This is a genomic window from Pseudomonas rustica, assembly GCF_018336155.1.
Taxonomy (GTDB): Bacteria; Pseudomonadota; Gammaproteobacteria; order Pseudomonadales; family Pseudomonadaceae; genus Aquipseudomonas; species Aquipseudomonas rustica.
In genome coordinates this window covers 26,060-43,194 of sequence record NZ_JAGYHF010000013.1, presented here as the reverse complement: position 1 = coordinate 43,194, position 17,135 = coordinate 26,060, and the positions used below count along the sequence as shown (strand labels likewise).

General features: G+C 58.9%; 25 protein-coding genes. 10 read left to right on the top strand and 15 right to left on the bottom strand.

Features of this window, described 5'->3' with window-relative positions:
- Positions 1–7: 7 nt before the first annotated feature.
- From KFS80_RS22940 to KFS80_RS22930, 3 genes are all read right to left on the bottom strand, one after another.
- Complete coding sequence (locus tag KFS80_RS22940) at positions 8–400, bottom strand: GFA family protein (RefSeq protein ID WP_212546028.1); 393 nt, start codon at positions 398–400, stop codon at positions 8–10.
- Positions 401–433: 33 nt separating this feature from the next.
- Complete coding sequence (locus KFS80_RS22935; protein ID WP_212546027.1) at positions 434–682, bottom strand: DUF6555 family protein; 249 nt, start codon at positions 680–682, stop codon at positions 434–436.
- 184 nt (positions 683–866) lie between these two features.
- Positions 867–2,090 (bottom strand): zinc-dependent alcohol dehydrogenase, encoded by a 1,224-nt coding sequence (locus KFS80_RS22930; RefSeq protein ID WP_212546026.1) that lies wholly within the window; start codon positions 2,088–2,090, stop codon positions 867–869.
- A gap of 187 nt (positions 2,091–2,277) precedes the next feature.
- Here KFS80_RS22930 and KFS80_RS22925 point away from each other — a divergent pair, with 187 nt between their 5' ends.
- Together KFS80_RS22925 and KFS80_RS22920 are read left to right on the top strand one after the other, a co-directional pair.
- Positions 2,278–2,979: a glycosyltransferase family 2 protein gene (locus tag KFS80_RS22925; RefSeq protein WP_212546025.1), complete on the top strand. Its 702-nt coding sequence runs from the start codon at positions 2,278–2,280 to the stop codon at positions 2,977–2,979.
- Positions 2,980–3,003: 24 nt separating this feature from the next.
- A complete protein-coding gene (locus KFS80_RS22920) occupies positions 3,004–3,249 on the top strand; it encodes a hypothetical protein (protein WP_053119674.1) in 246 nt (81 codons plus the stop codon).
- On the opposite strand, the gene KFS80_RS22915 is transcribed toward KFS80_RS22920, so the two are convergent.
- A complete protein-coding gene (locus tag KFS80_RS22915; protein WP_212546024.1) occupies positions 3,240–3,497 on the bottom strand; it encodes a hypothetical protein in 258 nt (85 codons plus the stop codon). The two genes, KFS80_RS22920 and KFS80_RS22915, sit on opposite strands and share 10 nt — an antisense overlap.
- Positions 3,498–3,670: 173 nt before the next feature.
- Between KFS80_RS22915 and KFS80_RS22910 the strand changes: the two genes are divergently transcribed.
- Together KFS80_RS22910 and KFS80_RS22905 are read left to right on the top strand one after the other, a co-directional pair.
- Entirely contained in the window at positions 3,671–4,102 is a 432-nt protein-coding gene (locus KFS80_RS22910; RefSeq protein ID WP_053119676.1) for an HhH-GDP family DNA glycosylase, read from the top strand.
- 312 nt (positions 4,103–4,414) lie between these two features.
- Positions 4,415–5,512 (top strand): catalase family protein, encoded by a 1,098-nt coding sequence (locus KFS80_RS22905; protein WP_212546023.1) that lies wholly within the window; start codon positions 4,415–4,417, stop codon positions 5,510–5,512.
- 6 nt (positions 5,513–5,518) lie between these two features.
- Here the strand turns inward: KFS80_RS22905 and KFS80_RS22900 are convergent, their stop codons facing one another.
- Together KFS80_RS22900 and KFS80_RS22895 are read right to left on the bottom strand one after the other, a co-directional pair.
- The gene (locus KFS80_RS22900) at positions 5,519–6,001 is read right to left on the bottom strand and encodes a MaoC family dehydratase (protein ID WP_053119680.1); all 483 of its coding nucleotides are present in this window, start codon (positions 5,999–6,001) and stop codon (positions 5,519–5,521) included.
- Positions 6,002–6,037: 36 nt separating this feature from the next.
- A complete protein-coding gene (locus KFS80_RS22895) occupies positions 6,038–6,655 on the bottom strand; it encodes a LysE family translocator (protein ID WP_212546022.1) in 618 nt (205 codons plus the stop codon).
- Between the two features lie 149 nt (positions 6,656–6,804).
- On the opposite strand from KFS80_RS22895, the gene KFS80_RS22890 reads away from it, so the two are divergent.
- Positions 6,805–7,263, top strand: a complete 459-nt coding sequence (locus KFS80_RS22890) for an Lrp/AsnC family transcriptional regulator (RefSeq protein ID WP_053119684.1) — start codon at positions 6,805–6,807, stop codon at positions 7,261–7,263.
- 134 nt (positions 7,264–7,397) lie between these two features.
- Positions 7,398–7,634: a hypothetical protein gene (locus tag KFS80_RS22885; protein ID WP_053119685.1), complete on the top strand. Its 237-nt coding sequence runs from the start codon at positions 7,398–7,400 to the stop codon at positions 7,632–7,634.
- Between the two features lie 58 nt (positions 7,635–7,692).
- On the opposite strand, the gene KFS80_RS22880 is transcribed toward KFS80_RS22885, so the two are convergent.
- The 3 genes from KFS80_RS22880 to KFS80_RS22870 form a co-directional block, all read right to left on the bottom strand.
- Positions 7,693–7,851, bottom strand: coding sequence for a DUF2986 domain-containing protein (locus KFS80_RS22880; RefSeq protein WP_159811403.1), 159 nt, complete (start codon positions 7,849–7,851; stop codon positions 7,693–7,695).
- Positions 7,852–7,884: 33 nt separating this feature from the next.
- Positions 7,885–8,208 (bottom strand): gamma-glutamylcyclotransferase family protein, encoded by a 324-nt coding sequence (locus KFS80_RS22875; RefSeq protein ID WP_053119687.1) that lies wholly within the window; start codon positions 8,206–8,208, stop codon positions 7,885–7,887.
- Between the two features lie 69 nt (positions 8,209–8,277).
- Entirely contained in the window at positions 8,278–9,186 is a 909-nt protein-coding gene (locus KFS80_RS22870) for an alpha/beta fold hydrolase (protein WP_212546021.1), read from the bottom strand.
- Positions 9,187–9,402: 216 nt separating this feature from the next.
- On the opposite strand from KFS80_RS22870, the gene KFS80_RS22865 reads away from it, so the two are divergent.
- A complete protein-coding gene (locus tag KFS80_RS22865) occupies positions 9,403–9,870 on the top strand; it encodes an anti-virulence regulator CigR family protein (RefSeq protein WP_212546020.1) in 468 nt (155 codons plus the stop codon).
- Between the two features lie 28 nt (positions 9,871–9,898).
- Here KFS80_RS22865 and KFS80_RS22860 read toward each other — a convergent pair whose 3' ends face one another.
- From KFS80_RS22860 to KFS80_RS22850, 3 genes are all read right to left on the bottom strand, one after another.
- Positions 9,899–10,186 (bottom strand): barstar family protein, encoded by a 288-nt coding sequence (locus KFS80_RS22860; protein ID WP_212546019.1) that lies wholly within the window; start codon positions 10,184–10,186, stop codon positions 9,899–9,901.
- A 182-nt stretch (positions 10,187–10,368) separates the two neighbouring features.
- Positions 10,369–10,791, bottom strand: coding sequence for a bleomycin resistance protein (locus KFS80_RS22855; RefSeq protein ID WP_212546018.1), 423 nt, complete (start codon positions 10,789–10,791; stop codon positions 10,369–10,371).
- Between the two features lie 51 nt (positions 10,792–10,842).
- Complete coding sequence (locus tag KFS80_RS22850; RefSeq protein ID WP_212546017.1) at positions 10,843–12,291, bottom strand: L-lactate permease; 1,449 nt, start codon at positions 12,289–12,291, stop codon at positions 10,843–10,845.
- Positions 12,292–12,423: 132 nt separating this feature from the next.
- Between KFS80_RS22850 and KFS80_RS22845 the strand changes: the two genes are divergently transcribed.
- Together KFS80_RS22845 and KFS80_RS22840 are read left to right on the top strand one after the other, a co-directional pair.
- Positions 12,424–12,906 (top strand): Lrp/AsnC family transcriptional regulator, encoded by a 483-nt coding sequence (locus tag KFS80_RS22845; protein WP_212546016.1) that lies wholly within the window; start codon positions 12,424–12,426, stop codon positions 12,904–12,906.
- 277 nt (positions 12,907–13,183) lie between these two features.
- Positions 13,184–13,879, top strand: a complete 696-nt coding sequence (locus tag KFS80_RS22840; protein WP_212546015.1) for a tRNA (adenine(22)-N(1))-methyltransferase — start codon at positions 13,184–13,186, stop codon at positions 13,877–13,879.
- Here the strand turns inward: KFS80_RS22840 and KFS80_RS22835 are convergent.
- Positions 13,871–14,923, bottom strand: a complete 1,053-nt coding sequence (locus KFS80_RS22835) for an NAD(P)/FAD-dependent oxidoreductase (RefSeq protein WP_212546014.1) — start codon at positions 14,921–14,923, stop codon at positions 13,871–13,873. The genes KFS80_RS22840 and KFS80_RS22835 overlap by 9 nt on opposite strands.
- A 124-nt stretch (positions 14,924–15,047) precedes the next feature.
- Here KFS80_RS22835 and KFS80_RS22830 point away from each other — a divergent pair, with 124 nt between their 5' ends.
- Positions 15,048–15,197: a hypothetical protein gene (locus tag KFS80_RS22830; protein ID WP_172680105.1), complete on the top strand. Its 150-nt coding sequence runs from the start codon at positions 15,048–15,050 to the stop codon at positions 15,195–15,197.
- A gap of 42 nt (positions 15,198–15,239) precedes the next feature.
- Here the strand turns inward: KFS80_RS22830 and KFS80_RS22825 are convergent, their stop codons facing one another.
- Both KFS80_RS22825 and KFS80_RS22820 read right to left on the bottom strand, forming a co-directional pair.
- A complete protein-coding gene (locus KFS80_RS22825) occupies positions 15,240–15,455 on the bottom strand; it encodes a PLD nuclease N-terminal domain-containing protein (RefSeq protein ID WP_053119696.1) in 216 nt (71 codons plus the stop codon).
- A 74-nt stretch (positions 15,456–15,529) separates the two neighbouring features.
- Positions 15,530–17,113 (bottom strand): EAL domain-containing protein, encoded by a 1,584-nt coding sequence (locus tag KFS80_RS22820; RefSeq protein ID WP_212546013.1) that lies wholly within the window; start codon positions 17,111–17,113, stop codon positions 15,530–15,532.
- Positions 17,114–17,135: the final 22 nt, after the last annotated feature.

The following is a 17,135-nucleotide window of genomic DNA, read 5'->3' as shown; positions in this document are numbered from 1 at the left end:
CTTCCAATCAAGGTGTTTGCCAAACCCCACCCTCGGCGACAGGCACATCGTCCAGATCGTAAGGGTTGACCCCTTCGAGGCAGCCCACATTGAAGCCGAACTCTTGCGGGTTGGTGCTGCGTCGATGGTGTGTGTAGATCCCGCAGTTGCCACAGAAAAAATGCTCGGCTACGTGCTTGCCGAACTGGTAGATCCGGAGCGCCGATTCGCCCCGGATCACCTTTAAGTCCACCGCCGGAACTGCAGCCACGACCGCGCCTTTGCGTTTGCAAAACGAACAATCGCAACGGTGCGGGGCCGGGAGACCCTCAGGCAAGTGCAGCTCAAGAATCACCGCGCCACAGTGGCAGCTGGCGCGGTGATCGACGCGGATTTGGGTGTTGCCGATTTGTTTAAGCATCGCAGTCCACCTCTCTGGTCTGCCGCATTAAGCTCAAGCCTCTGTCCAGTCCACAGTCGCCGTTTCACGCCACTTCACCTCCGTGACGCCGAATCGCTCGGCCTGAGGCTTGGATACGGCTTTCAACGGCGGCTTGCCCGGTTTCGGAATCGGCGCGATGCCGGCATCACAACTCGCCCAATGCCAGGCATCGGCATTGCGCATGGTTTTCGCGCGTATGACGAAAGACTTCGGCTGCCCGTGAAGTTTGTATTCAATGACGAAAATGTCTGTCTGGCTCATGAGTTACTCCTTACGCTCATACGCCAATGAGTGGTGTCGAGAGAAAAAAATTCCAAGAATTTTTACGACGCGAACGACGCGGATAACAGCGCCGCGAAATCAACGCAAACTGCTTAAAAAAAGGAACCAGAGGACTCGCAAAAACTCTGAATCCTCTGCTCCTTTTTTAGCCGCTGAATGAAGCTTACGTAGCCAGAACCGCAACGCCGTCATCGAGCTCGGGCAAGGCAATGTGGCTGTCGCCTGGCGTCAGAATGACCTTGCGGCAATCCTCCTCACGTTTATCGAAAATCCTGTAGCCCTCGGCAGCCTGTTCGAGCGACATGCGATGGCTGATGATCACATCGGGGGAGAGCCGGCCGGTTTCGATGTGCCCGAGCAGTTCCGGGAGGAAACGATGAACGTGGGTCTGGCCCATTTTGAAGGTCAGGCCTTTGTCGAACGCGTCGCCGAACAGAAAGCCATGAATGAACCCTGAGTAAACGCCCGGGACACTGACAATGCCGCCGCGTCGCACGGCGGCTATGCACTGGCGCAACGCTTTGCCGCTGCTGCCTTCGAGTTTGAGGGTGGCGAGGACGGTTTCGGTGGTGCTACCTTTCGCTTCAAAACCTACCGCATCCACGGCGCCGTCAACGCCACGCATGCCCTTGGTCTGGCGGATGATGGTGTCGGCGGGGTCATCGTCCTCATCGAAATTGATCGGGATCACGCCATAGGTTTTCTGCGCATAGGCGAGGCGATAGGGGTGGTGGTCGACCATGAAAATCTGCTCGGCGCCGAGCATCCGCGCACACGCGGCGCTCAACAGACCCACCGGGCCGGCGCCATAGATCGCCAGGCTCGAACCCGGCCCGATGTCTGCGTTGGTGACCGCTTGCCAAGCGGTGGGCAAGATGTCGGAAAGGAACAAAACCTTCTCGTCCGACAGGGTGCCCGGCACCTTGAACGGCCCGGTGTTGGCTTTGGGGACGCGCACGTATTCTGCCTGGCCGCCGGGCACGCCACCGTACATGTGGCTGTAACCAAACAGCGCCGCTCCGGAAGGAATGGCCTTTTTATTGAGGATCGCGCCACGGCCGGTGTTGGTGGATTCGCAAGCGGCGAACAGATCCATCTGACAGAAAAAGCAGCTGCCACAGGCAATCACAAAAGGGATCACCACGCGGTCGCCCGGCTGCACGGCAGTCACCGCTGACCCTGTCTCTTCGACGATGCCCATGAACTCATGGCCGAAAATATCGCCGTGCTCGACGGTCGGTATTTTCCCCCGATACAGATGCAGGTCAGAGCCGCAGATCGCCGTCGCGGTCACGCGCAGGATGATGTCGTCGCTTTGCTCGATAACCGGATCAGGAACCGTGTCGACCTTGACGCTGTGCGCGCCGTGATAAGTGAGTGCTCTCATGACGTCTTACCCGCTTCAGCTGGATGGTAAGTGGGAGAGGAGGAACGGCGAACGTAAGTTCATAGATTCAGGGACACAAATGACTGGCGGTCGCCGACGCGGCCACTTGTGCGATTTTTTAAACCTAATGGCTTAGCCACCGGTCGACTGCAGGAGCCTGTAACTCTGATAGTCGGAGGTAGCGTTAATGATCGGTGTCGTGATCCCTGCACATAATGAAGAGCGCCATATCAGTGCCTGTCTTGAGTCGGTTCTGTTCGCGGCGCAACATCCTGCATTGGCGGGCCAGTCGGTCTCGGTAGTGGTCGTCCTCGACGATTGCACCGACCACACCGGGCGGATCGTTTCAGCGCTGGGCGTGAGCACGATCGTGGCCTCTTTTCAGAACGTGGGAAAGGCCCGAGCCACCGGCGCAGAGCACTTGCTGGCCGCCGGCGCGAAATGGCTTGCCTTCACAGATGCCGACACCGCCGTGCCCGCCGATTGGCTGGCACGGCAGATTGAATTCAAAGCCGATGCCGTCTGTGGCACCGTCGAGGTGGACAGCTGGAACGAACACGGTGAGTCGGTTCGCTCAAAGTACCTGGAGCATTATCAGTTCATCGAAAACCATCGGCACATCCACGGTGCCAATCTCGGTCTGAGTGCCGAGGCCTACCGAAATTCGGGTGGGTTCCAGCATCTCACTGCCCACGAAGACGTCCATCTGGTGGGTGATCTCACGCGGATTGGCGCTCATATCGTCTGGACGGCGACGAACCCGGTGGTCACCAGCGCTCGCAAGGATTACAAGTGTCGCGGCGGATTTGGTGAGTACCTGGCTAATTTGAGTACGTCACTGGCCGTGCCTGTGCTTGATCAACAAGTCAGTACCGGTGTTTCTCTTTGACGCGGATGTAGGCGGGAGCGGAAATTGCAGTACATCGATTGGATGCAGTGGCCGGCCATGGTCATTACGGTAGCCTCTGCCTGGTTTATCGGATCGCAACGAGCCTACCGGCGAATGATCGCTTTCTGGGGATTCATCCTCAGCAATGCGCTCTGGGTGATTTGGGGGCTGCACGCCGACGCCTACGCGCTGATCCTCCTTGAGTGCATCCTTTTGGGGATGAATGCCCGAGGCTTCAAGAAGAATTTTGATGGCCACCGTCAATCTTGAGCTTGTTGGTTTTCCTTGCCCTTCGCGTTTTTCCTCAGCCCGCGCAGGTTCATCAGAAACAGACAAATCTGCAAGACGATCAACGCGTACGCCCCGGCATAGGCGCCCCAAATCACCCACAACACGTTGCTCAGGCTAAAGCAGATAAAGCCGAACATTCGCCTTGCCGGTCGCTGCGACCCGATCAGCCATGCGGCGAGAACGGTCACAACCATCGCTGGCCATTGCACCCAATCCAGATAAGCCAAAATATCCTCCTGGCACACTACGGTTTATGCATTTGGGCTTGACCACCTTCCTGTAGCTAAACCTTAGGCGTCCTGCACGAATAAGGGTTCCTTCACCGATTCTCGCCACTGGATCGTTCGCAGTCGTGTCGGGTCTAGATGCTGACTGAGAGATATCGCAAAGGGCCAGACAGGTGAACAAAGCAATCAGCGCACACGAGTTGAACATCGACCTGCAGGGTGGTGAAGAAACGGCCCTGTTCAAATGGCTGCTCGCCAGTTTCTTGATGGGCAAGAGGATTCAGGGCGCTATCGCTGCCAAGGCCTATCAGGTGATCGTTGAGCAGCACCAGCGCGATACACCGCAGAAACTGGCGCACTGCAGCCATCGACAATTGGTGGTGATGCTCGGCCAGGCTCACTACGTGCGCTACGACGAATCAACGGCATCGCGGTTGCTGGCATTGGCGCACAAGCTCAACGCCGAATACGACGGCAAGATCGGCAACATCGTTGAGGCGAGCGCCGATCGTCAGGCCTTTGAAAAACGTCTGGGTGAATTCGAAGGGATCGGGCCCAAGACCGTCGAGATTTTTATGCGCGAAGCCGCCGCAGTGCTTTTTTGAACCGGGCAGCGAGCGCGGAAATAGAAAGCACCATCCTCAAATAATTCATTGTTTTCGACGTTCACTATCGTCGCTGACCGTCCGTCGTCTTGCCGCTCACTCGATTGAACATACGTTCTTGCTCCCCTGACAGATAAGTCTGCGCCGACGAATTTTTCCGTCGTCTGGCTAACGTACAAGCACTTCGATGCGCGTGATAACGGCTGGACAAAAGTGGTACTCAAACCAACGGCTTGACGCTCCACGCGTTGCCTTCGCCAGCTGTAACACGGCCGGCGTTTTTCGCTATTCGATCGAGCGGAGAGACCTTCCATGAATGACCTTCCAGTAGTGAGCATTGCCGCCAGGCCGTTGCCATTCGAGCCTGCTTTCGAGCAGATCCCCGACGACGAGGCACAGACCAGCGAGGAACTGAACAAAGCGCTGCATGCCATCATGGAAACTACGTTCAAGGACAATGGACACGCCACGCGCAGCGTTCACGCCAAGGCCCATGGCGTGCTGCGCGGGCGGATCACGGTGCTCGATAATCTTCCGGCCGAACTTGCTCAAGGCGCCTTTGCGACGCCGGGAACGTTGCCGGTGGTTTTGCGTTTCTCAACCAATCCGGGCGACATTCTTGATGACAAGGTGTCGACCCCGCGCGGGTTGGCGCTGAAGATCATTGGCGTGGACGGCCCACGGCTGCCGGGCAGCGATGGGGTGGTGACGCAGGATTTTGTGATGATCAACGCCAAAGCCTTTACGTCGGCCACGCCCAAAGCATTTCTTAAATCACTGAAGTTGCTGGCGAAGACGACCGATAAAGCGCCCGGGCTGAAGAAAGCGTTTTCTGCATTACTGCGCGGTGTTGAGGCGGCGATTGAGTCAGCCGGCGGCGAAAGTGGCACGCTGAAGAGTCTCGGCGGCCACCCGCAAACTCACATTCTCGGCGAGAGTTTCAGCACGGTCGCGCCATTACTGTATGGCGCGTACTACGCAAAAATTGCAGTCGTGCCGATTTCTCCCTCACTGACGGCGTTGACTCATCAGCACGTCGACTTTGCCGACAACCCCAATGGCCTGCGCGCAGCGGTCAAAGCGTATTTCGCGCAGAACTCGGGGGTGTGGGAAGTGCGGGTACAACTGGCCACAGACCTTGAGAAAATGCCGATCGAAGACGCCTCGGTCGAGTGGCCGGAGAAACTCAGCCCTTACCTCACCGTCGCGCGAATCGAAGTCGATGCGCAGGACGCCTGGGCCAGCGACAACGTCGAAGCAATTGACGACGGTATGTCGTTCAGCCCGTGGCATGGTTTGGCTGCGCATCGGCCGTTGGGCGGAGTCATGCGGGTACGTAAACCGGCCTATGAAATGTCGGCCGGGTTTCGCGCGGAGCACAATGGTTGTCCGATGCAGGAACCTCGTTGAGCTCGATCATCGGGTCTGGCGCGAGCGGTTGCTTGGATCACCTTCTGCCAACATGCGCTTCAGGCATTCCCGCTCCGGCGCGCCGGGCAACACACCGGTGGTTGTCGCCAGCAGTACAGTGACGCCTTCGCCATTGACGACGCTGACCTCGGCTCTCGCGTGCCCGCGCTCAGCAATGTCGGTGATCAACCACTGGCAGGTGATCTGTTCTTCGGCGTACACCGGGCGCTTGAATTCGAAACTCATGCCACTGGCCAGCCAGCCAATCTGCCCGCCAATCTCGGTCATCAGGCTGGCCGTCAGCAGGCCGTGGGCGACGGGCGCCTTGAACCGGCGTAATTGCGCGTATTCAGCGTCGCAGTGCACCGGGTTGTAATCCCGCGAGATCTGCGCAAATTGCTGGATATCGTCGTAGGAGAAACAGCGGACAACGCTGAAACTGTCTCCGACCTTCAGGCCCTCGGCGGCACGTTCTCTCGGCGTTTTCATAGGCTTCCTTGAATAGGCATTGGCTCGAAGGATAGGTCAGGCACGCAGTTGTTCAATCAGCAGCACCAGCGCGATCACGATCATGATCGCCCCGGCCAATCGACTGACCACGCGTGCGGCGGCCGGACGGGCCTGAAGCACGACTTGCGAGCCGAAACCCACCAGCAGATAAATCACTCCGCAACTGACGGTGTGCACCAGCCCGAGCGCGATCATCTGCGCAGGCACTGGCCAAGCTGCGGCGGTGCTGGTGAATTGCGGCAGCAGCGCGAGAAACAGCAAGAACACTTTCGGATTCAACCCGCTGACACAAAAGCCCTTGAAGGCCCAGCGCGCCCACGAATCAGTGCTCTGGCTTGCATCAGCGTGCGGCGTGGGAGGGCGGGCTAGCAGATTAGCGCCTAACCACAGCAGATAACCGGCGCCGGCCACCGTCAGCACCGACAAGGCCAGAGGATGATTGGCGACCAGTGAGCCGACACCCGCCGCGACAATGACGGTTGCGAGCAAATGCCCGGACAACAGTCCCGCCACGGCAGGCAGAACGACGCGATGCTTCAAGCCTGCGGAGATCGCGTACGCCCAATCGGCCCCTGGCGTGATGACAAACAGAATCGACACCGCCCAGAACGCGGCAAACATGCTCAAAGTCATGGCGTCACCCAGGGTCGTTGATTGGAGGTGGTTTTGATCATCGTTGCTTCCTGAACAGTGTTTTGTGCCAAGGAAGAATAATGAAAACCGGCTAGAATCTTCTTTCAAAGATGATCGTTGTGGCGTCGCAAATTGGAAGGTTTTACTGAATGGACAGAATTGATCGCAATATTCTTGCTGAGCTGCAAAAGGATGGTCGGTTGTCGGTGACTGAACTGGCGGATCGCGTCGGGTTGAGCCTTTCACCCTGTCATCGCCGCGTGCGGGCGTTGGAGGAGTCGGGGGTGTTGCTGGGTTATCGCGCGCAACTCGATCCTGCTGCGCTGGGCCTCAACTTTTCCGCGATGGTGTTCGTCACCCTGCGCGAGGGCAATCGTCAGGCTGTCGAAGCGTTTGAGACGGCGCTGGTGGAGATTCCACACGTGGTGGATGCGCAACGGCTGTTTGGTGAGCCTGATTATTTGCTGCACGTCATCACTGAGGATCTGCCGGCGTTTCAGCGTTTGTACGACGAGAGCCTGTCGACGTTGCCCAATGTGCAGCGGCTGACATCGACGTTGGTGATGAAGCGGGTGGTGCAGGATCGGCCGTTGCCTTTGGGCGTTTAAGAGAGGGGCACTGCGCACCCCAACGGGGATAAATCCCCTCGCCACAAGGGGCTACATTGTGATTCGGTTGAACTAAAAGCTGACCGGCTCGTCAGGATATTAAGTTGTCCATTCAACCACTGACGGATATCCGCATGCACACCTATACCCTGGAATACCTGTTTAACGGCGAGCCGCGTAGCCACACCTTCGAACTCAAAGAAACCCATCTGGCCGAGCATGAAGCGGCCATGCATCTATTGGAGTTGCATTTGGGCGATGCCGAAAACGGTTTGCTGATGCCCACGGCAGACGCCACTCCGGAAGAAATTCTGGAGCAGGCCGAGCGGGTGGGGTTGACGCAGATTCGTGTGGTCAATCAAACGCGATGAGGGCGGCGCCGATTGCAGTGTGCGTTGCAACACTGCGATCGGGCCTGAAACGCGGGGATCAGCTTTCGGCGGTTTCGCTTGGGGTTGCAGCGGCCTCGGCGTCCAGCTTCAGGCGATCAGCCTTGCTGATGTATTTCGGCTTTTTTGGCGCCAGTTTGGCGCTGGCCTTTTTGGCCTTTTCCTTGAACAACTGCTTGAGTTTCTTTTGACGGTTCATCGGTTTTACTCGGTTTTATAGGCGCAATAGCAACTAGCGAAGAGCGTACACGTAAGCGTCGATGGTTGAGCCGTCTGCCAGCGTTACCTGCGTCAGCAGGCGCTGATATTCAGAACCTTCGAATTCGTCGAGCGCTGCCCAGTGTTCGGCGAAATGCTCGGAAGAGAACACGTAGCCGGCAATGTCGTCGCCATCGTCGGCAATGATCAGGCCGGGATAACCCAATTCCGCGCCCCAACCGGCTTCGGCCAAACGGCCCTTGAGCGTGGCAGTTTCCCAGACGCCGCCGATCTTCAGCATGACATGCTCATTCGGTCGCCCCGGGCCCAGGGTTCCATAAACGAATAGACGCTCCACGTTTGCTCTCCGCTGGAAAAGGGGTGAATCCTGACCTATGGATCGAGTCCAGGCAATCAACAACTGGGGTCACAGCGATATAAAATCCCGAACGGCTTTAATCGTCGGCACCGGCGCCTCTTCCATTAGCCAATGACCTGCCGCAGGAATCACCACTTCCGTGACGTTGTCGGCCGCGTTGCGCATGACGATCGCCTCGTTATTGCCGAAGGATTTCTCGCCGCCCACCGCCAGCACCGGCATGCTCAAGTGCTTTTGCAGCACCGGCTCGTTGTCGAGGGCATCCTGACGAATGCTGCGAAATTGCGCGAAAGCGGCGTGCATGGCACCCGGGCGCGCGTAGAGTTTGGCGTAGTGCTGACGGGTTTGTTCATCGACCTTGGCCGGGGTGCCGGCGAACTCGTTCCAGAAGCGGTCAAGGTAGATGCGCTCGCGGCCAGCCACCAAGCGCTCCATGTCCTTGCCACCAAAATCGAAGTGCCAAAGCATCGGCGAACGCACGATGTCGTTCCATGGCGTAATGCCGGGCACGGGCGCGTCCATCACCACCAAACGATCGGTGAGCTGCGGATAGCGTGCGGCGTAGGCAAACGCGACCATCGTGCCGATGTCATGGCCGATGACCACCGAGTGTTCGATCTTCAGCGCGCTCAACACGCCGCGAATATCGCCGGCCTGTGTCTTCTTGTCATAACCGCCCTCGGGGATCGACGACAAACCCATACCGCGCAGATCCGGCACCACCACCGTGTGATCGCGCGCCAGATCCGTCGCCAGCGGCGCCCACATGTCGCCGGTATCGCCAAAACCATGCAGCAACACCACCGCCGGGCCTTTGCCGCCGACCCGAACGTGCATCGTCGCGCCTTCGACCTTGATGTCCTGCGTCTTGAAGCCTGCGGGGAATGGCGTGATGTCAGCGTGGGCTGGGAGGCTCAGCGCGAGGAGGGTGAGGGCGGTCAGCAAGGGACGGATCATGTCGGTGGCTCCGGATGCGGGGGCGCTGTTGGGGGAATGGAATGAGCGTAGACGGATCCATGGGGGCAGGAGGGTTTTTAATCGACAGCCAGAAGCTGGGTCAGGGACGTCAAATCGCTGTGCAGTCGCCTCCTGAACTTGTGTCCGTTCAATCATCTAAGCTGAACGTGCAGCGTCCGGAATTCACAGGAGCACGCAACCATGTAGGAACCTCTCATGTTCAGATTACGCTCAACGATTGCAATGCTTTCATGCGTCGCGCTGATTGTCGGTTCTACCGCCGCGCTGGCCGATCCCGGTAACGGAAAGGGCCAGGGCAACGGTAAAGGCAACTCGCAAAACGTGCAGAACCAGGGTGGACAGGACGGGCACGGCAACAAGGGCAAGAAGTCCGGTGGCGACTGGGGCAATGGCCCAAGCATCGACCGCGGCAACGTGCTCGGCATTGTCGGTGGCTATCGCGATTACTGGAGCCCGGGGCCGTCGTTGCCGCCCGGGATCCAGAAAAACCTCGCACGCGGCAAGCCCCTGCCACCGGGGATCGCGAAGAAACTGGATGGACGACTCGTCGGCCATCTGCCGCATTACGACGGCTATGAATGGCAGCAAGCGGGCACGGATCTGATCCTCGTCGCGTTGGCGACGGGTCTCATCTACGAAGTACTCAACGGGGCTTTTGATTAGCGAGGGGAGATGGGGGACAGGCCGTACTTTAGTCAAACACGACAGTGGCGGCCTGCTCCGGGAACTCGGTCGTCATCTGCTCGAGGCATTTTTGCATCAGCCGCGCATCCCTAGGCAAGTGGCTGGAGAACGCCTGCCATCCTGAAATCTGCAGCTTGAGCGGCATTTCAACCAGCCCAGTGATCGCGTCCCAGAAAGCATCCCAGTTACAGCCGTACCAATCAGGGAAACCCAGGCTTTCGCGCAGCAACGCGTGAAGTTCGGCGGAACTCGTCACTTCACTCAAATCAATGTTTACAGTCTGTGCTCTAGGCATCATCAGCACCTGAACTCGGATCGCGGAAGTGAACGGGACAGCATTGTTTATCACCTATCCTGTGGGAGCCGAGCTTGCTCGCGAAGAGGCCGGCACATTCAACATTTCTATCGACAGTTACGCCGCCTTCGCGAGCAAGCTCGGCTCCTACAAGGGATCAGCGTTGATTGAGGTACCTGCGTTCAAACTGCCCGCTCACCCAACCGCTCCACCAGCCTCACCAGATACCCGTCCGGATCCTGAACAATAAACTCGCGCTGACCCACCTCGACTTCCGCCGCCCGGTACCACGTGTCCTTGCACTCGCGGTACAGCGCAATCCCGGCATGACCCAGTTTCTCGATGACGGGGGCGACTGCCACAACATCAATCTGCAGGTTGATACCTCTGCCAAACGGCTTGCTCAACGGCGCGGTCAGCCATTGACCCGCCTGCGGATCGACTTGCTCCAGCATGACTTGGGCGCCATTGAGATCCAGATACGCAAAGCCGTGTTCCGGGCGTTGGTAGGCGATGCTGAACCCCAGGCAGGAGACCCAGAAATTCAGGCTATCCGGCAGGTCAGTGACCATCAATTCCGGGACGAGCGTGTTGCGTTTGAACATGAGGTGAATTCCGTTTCGTTGGATATTTCGTCGCGAGTTTATCTCGAATCGCTATCCAATCCACACACTCAACACCCCGGCAGCCAAAGCGACCAGTGCCGTATTCAGACACACCAGCGCAAAGCCAAACCTGACCAGTTCACTCTCTTCTTTGGCCTGTGTTTTGGCTAACCCCAAAATCAACATGACGATCGACAGCGAGCCCAATGCCGCATGCCCGGCTGCGCTGTTTTGTACCGCTGCCAACAACAGACGCGAAGACTCGGGCAGCATCGCGATGGCGGGCATGAAGATCGCGTTGCCGCCGACGTTCGACCCGGTCATGTAGCCTGACAGCGCACCCAACAGTGCAACCAGCGAGGTCGCGGCGCTGGGCGATAGACCTGAGAGCAATTGCATCAGGCCCGCGAGAAAACCCGCTTTGACCATCATCTGCGACATCGCCAGAAAGAAGAAAATCGTCAGCAACGGCCGTTCGGCGCGCGCAGCCAATCCGCTCAGCATGCCGCTGTCGGTAACGTTTTTTCGCGTGTGAAAGCCTAACCCGATCAACACCAGAATCAGTGCCACACCGGGTGACGCCAATGGTTTCCAGCTGACCTGAGCACCTTGTACCACCCAGTGATTTTGCCAATCAGTGATTGCCCACAACACTTTCAGCGCGACGATGCTGACGATCAACAACAGATACGGCCAAGCCTGCCGCGGCCAATGCAGCTCATCGCGTTCGCTCGTGTTGCGAGACCGTCGCCATAGTCCGGCAGACAGTGCAGCGGTCGCCGTCACCAGACCTGCGGCAACACCGGCGACTTCCGGCCCCAGCCAGCGACTGGTGACATACAGCACGATGATGAACAGCAGCCAAAACGCGCCCAGCGCCCGCCATTCCTGCCATTGCCGCGCACCCGCCAGATACAACGCCAACGCTGCCAATCCGAGGAAAACCAGCGCACTGGTCAGCGCCGACGTCTGCGCCAGTGCGGCGGCATCCAGATGCGCCAGCGAAGCACCGATTACCGAGGCCAGGCCCAATGTGCCCCACGGCATGATCGCCATCCCGGTGAGCGCAATGCGCAAGGCAACCCGGCGTTCGAATAGACTTAACAGCAGCGGCACCGTCGCAATCAGCGACACACCGAAACCGGTCATCGCCTCCAGCAATGGCGCCAGCCCGAGCACGATAAACACCACCTGATCGCCGCGCCCCAGTCCCAGCGAACGCACCCATTGGCTGACGGCCAAATTGACGCCCAGCCGCTCGATCACCATCACAAACGCCAGCCCCGGCACAATCACGAATGCAGTGCTGGCGAACAACACGGCGGTGTCTTGAGCGGCGGCCAGCAGGCTGCTCGATTGCCAGGCATCAGCTGCGCCTGCAATCCAGAGCACCATCACCAGCAGCGTGCCAGCGACAGCGGCCTGAACCGGAGGCCGGCGCAGCACGACCAACATGGCGGTCACCAGCAAAACAGGGGAGAGATGAAACAGTGCGTCCATGGCCAACATTACCCTGTGCAAATTCTCGATCAGCCGGCGAATGCCGACTGCGAGCAAGATAATATTTCGCACGACTGGATAAAGGTGCGCAGTTTTCTGCTAGTTTTCGAGAAATTTTCTCGCGAGCCTGACATGGTTAAAAGCGCCGCTGCACCCCAATCACTGGATAAATTCGACCGCGCCATCCTCGAACTCGTCCAGCGCGACAACGCCATGCCGCTGCGCCTGATGGCCGAGCAGGTCAATCTGTCCACGGCGGCGGTTCAGCGCCGCATCAAGCGGATGGAAGAGGCGGGCGTGATCACCGGCAATGTCGCGGTTGTCGATCCGAATGCGGTGGGTCGCCCGATCACCATCATTGTTGAAGTGATGGCCGAGCGAACCAGCATTGAGGCGCTGGAGGCAATGAAGGCGCACTTCCGGGTGCCCGAGGTTCAGCAGTGCTACTACGTCACTGGCGAAGTGGATTTTGTCTTGGTGCTGACGGTTGCCAGCATGCAGGAATATCAGGCGCTGGCGCGGCGATTGTTTGCCGAGAACACCAACGTAACGTGGTTCAAAACCATTGTGGCGCTGGATCGGGTGAAGGTCGGGCTTGAGGTGCCGGCGGGTTGATGCGGCGCGGCTGAAAAAGCTATCGCGAGCAGGCTCACTCCTACAGTTTGAAATGCGTTCCCCTGTGGGAGCGGGCTTGCTCGCGAAGGGGCCAGTCGGGCCACCGCGAAATCCGCCGCTTCCGACGAAGCCGAACCACCGACACCTGCGGCGCAACCGCCAGACGATTCGCTTGAGATGTCCGCAACCGTTGGGCAAACTCCGCCGTTTGACTGGCTGCCACACCTTCGCGAAGGGTCGCAAACCGCCAAAAGCCGTCGCTCGAAGGAGTCTTTTGTTGAACCACAACACCTTGTCCCAGCGCCTGGAACGCGTGGCTACGCACGTGCCGGCGGGCGCACGCCTGGCCGATATCGGCTCTGATCACGGCTATTTGCCGGTGGCGTTGATGCGCCGTGGCGCGATCACCTCGGCGGTGGCGGGGGAGGTCGCGTTGACGCCGTTTCGCGCCGCTGAACGCACCGTGCGCGAAAACGATCTTGAGCAACACATCACCGTGCGCCATGCCAACGGTCTGGCGGCGATCAAACCGGGCGACGCGATCACTGCGCTGACCATTTGTGGCATGGGCGGCGAGACGATTCGCGACATCCTCGACAGCGGTAAAACCCATCTGAGCGGCGAAGAGCGTTTGATCCTGCAACCCAACGGCGGCGAGCAGCCGCTGCGTCAGTGGTTGATGGACAACGGCTACACCATCCGCTGTGAAGAGTTGCTGCACGAAAACCGTTTCTACTACGAAATCATCGTCGCCGAGCGTGCCGGGCCAGTGGCTTACACCGACGAAGAACTGTATTTCGGTCCCTTGCAAATGCGCGCCCGCAGCGCGGCGTTTCTGAGTAAGTGGCAGCGCAAGTTGAAGTACAAACAGAAAACACTGGCGCAGTTCGCCCACGCGCGCGATGCAGTGCCTGAGGCGAAAGTGCAGGACACCGCTCGGCAGGTGCGCTGGATCGCTGAACTGTTAGCTTGAGCGGCAGAACCGATCGGGGCGGCACGCCTCAAGTGCCGCCGATACGCGGCCCTCGCCGATCTCTTCACTCGCTAGTCGGCCGACGATGGCGGCGAGTGTCACCCCCGGATGCATCGCGCAAACATAGACGCCGTTGATATTCGGCAAGAATCCAACGATGGGGACGCCATCGACAGGCATGGGTCGAAGGCCGACGAAAACGCCGTCCGGCTCAATAGAAATAACCCCGTCCAACTCGCTTTGAATGCCTTTGGCTGTGCGCAACGCAATCTGCGCTGGCTGGTTTCCGAAGGCTTCTCCCAAATAATCTTCCGCCGCCAGCAACGTGCCGTCGACGCGCTGCCGAACTTCCATCGCGGAGTTGGAGATGACGCCGTTCACAAGGCTGGGCTGAGTCTTGTAGCGAATGAAAATGGCGGGTGATGCGTCCACCGGCAACGCAACGTTGAGCATCGCCGCCAGCGCCGGGATCGCTGTGCCGGCGGCCAGCACCACTACATCGGCATGGACTGTGCCTGTTTCCGTTTTAACGCCGATAACGGTTGAATCGCGGGAAATAAAGCCAAGCACTCGGGTGTGAGTCAGCACTGTCGCCCCGTGAGTCTTGGCGCCGGAGAGCAGTGCGTGAGTCACTTGCACAGCATCAACTGCGCCTTCTTCGGCTCTATAGCTCGCCTGCTCTGGTGGATTTTTCAGTTTGGGTTCAAGACGTCGGATATCATCCCGATTCAGCCGCGATGCCGAACACGGGAGGCCCGCGCCGTACGTCAGAGCGCCAGTCCACTGCACGTTCAGGTCGGGCAACTCGGCTTCGAGCCGATGATATTCGGCGATGGCGGCGCTGCGTAACGGCGCGATGGGATCAGGCCCGGAATGTGTCGTGTTGAGCCACGCGAACGAATGTCCAGTCACGCCGCTGGCAATTTCCCCAGCCTCTATCACGATGACTTTTGCGCCTTTGCCCGCCAAGTGATAAGCCACGGACGCACCCACAATGCCCGCGCCGATCACCACGACGCGTTTGCCTGCTGCTCCATTTCCCATTTCAACGTCCCTGTACGCAGCGAAAAAAGTTCGAACTGATGGGTGATTGTAGCGTCCACCCACAGAGGCAACGCATCGCGCGCACATTCGCGGCGATGGCAAATTCAGTGTTCAGGAGACGATCATGAAGAAAATCTGCGCGTGTCTGGGGATCTGCAGCGTGATGCTGCTGCAAGGTTGTTACGAGGGTTCCAACGATGCTCCCAACAAGGAAGGCGACAAGAGCAAAGCGTCATTGCAAATACAGCAGGACAAGCCTGAAGACAGTAAATGAACCCGATGGGTGAGGGAGCAATCTCCCTCACCCTCTATCGGTTTAGCGGCTGGAATTAGAGGTCGCGCCATGGGTAATGTGCTTGGGCCCCGCCAACGCCCAGGCAATCAAACCGAACAACGGCACAAACACGATCAGCACGATCCACACGCCCTTGGTACTCGATTTCCCCTCGCTTTTGCGCACCCGATTGATGGCCCAAAGCTCGATAAGCAGAAGAACTGCCGCCAGTACGATCCACACGGTTTCGATATGCATTGGCTACCTCCTGATGGTCTATGCGTTAGGTGGCAAGAGGTGCGCTGGGTTCATTTATTTTGTGGAATGCCTGTTCACACGGTCGACTCCAGCGCAGCGTGGTCGCTGACCACGTTTGCCCGCGCGTGTTGAAAGCGCAAAAAATCCTCAACCGGCATCGCTTTGCCAAACAGCCAGCCCTGACCGAAGTGCACACCATTGGCGCGCAAGTAATCCCGTTGTGCCTCGGTTTCGATGCCTTCGGCGACGATCTTCAATTGCAGACTCTTGGCCATCTCAATGATGTGGCCGGTGACCGATCCGGTCGCTGCATCCTGTTCAATGTTGTCGACAAACGATTTGTCGATTTTCAGCACGTCCAGCGGCAGCCGTTGCAGGTGTTGCAGGCTGGAGAATCCGGTGCCGAAGTCGTCGATCGCGGCCAGATAACCCAGTTCGCGGGCGTGATTGACCGTGGTGCGAGCGGCGTCGATGTCGAGGAAACCGCGTTCGGTGGCTTCCAGCCAGATCTGATTTTGCTGCACACCAGCCTTGTGCAGCGCAGCCTCCAGCCCGGGCAGGAAGCGCCCGCTGCTGACGTCCCTGGCGGCGAGGTTGATCGCCACGCGCAGGCTGCGCTCCTTGACCAGCAAGGGGCCGAGGTCGCGCATCACTGAATCGATGACTTGATCGGTGATCGGCAGAATCAGGCCACTGCGCTCGGCCAGCGGGATGAACGCGTCGGGGCAGACCATCGAACCGTCGGGATGCTGCCAGCGCACCAGGGCTTCGGCACCGACACAGGCGCCACCGCTGAGGCTGACAATCGGTTGATAGTGAACGACGAATTCGCGATTACGCACCGCCAGTTTCAGCTCGGCCAGCGGCGACAGGCGTTGGCGTGTGCGGCGCACAATCAGCAACACCAGCAGGCCGGCGAGCAAACCGCCGATGGGCAACAGCAGCATTTCCCGGCGAACCAGCCCCTGCATCAATTCATGCCGGGAGATCGCGGCAATCGCCACCCAGTCACCGCTGTGCACGAGGGTGTAGAGGTAACCTCCGTCGAGAGCCGAATGCGAACCCGAGTGCACGCGGCTGAGAAAATGCTCCGCTCCCGGTCGCGAGGCGCTGACCAACTGGCCGGCAGCGGTGCCGACCGTCAGGTGCATATCCTCTTCGAGCATCACATGAAGAAATTGTGCGGGGTCGACCAGCACATTGAACGCCGCGTATTGCAGCGCCATCATCGGCTTGGCCGGGACGATGCGTGACTGCACACCGAGCGACACGCGCACGCCGTCGGTGGTGGTGAAGTCCTCCGGCCATGGCGTTGCGTGGTGTCCGACCGGGCCCCAGGAACCGCAGGCATAAATCTCTTGTTCGACATAACCGACCGACTTCACTGAAAAGGTGTTGATGGTCAGCAGGCGCATCTCGTCGATGCTCTCGGGTGTGCAGGGCGCGAGGTGTGATCCGGCGATGGTTTTGAGGGCGCTGGCAGCTTCGTTGAACGTGCCGCTGGCCCGACTGGAGGCGACGGCCGCGAGGGTTTCCAGACGTTGTTGCGCGGCGTGCAGATTGAGTACCCAGGCCAGATAACCCATCAACAATACGGGAAGCAAGACACACGGAAACCCCAGGAGAATGCTCCCCCAGACGATGCGTTTTTTATTCATTTGTCGCCACCTTGGCCCAAGG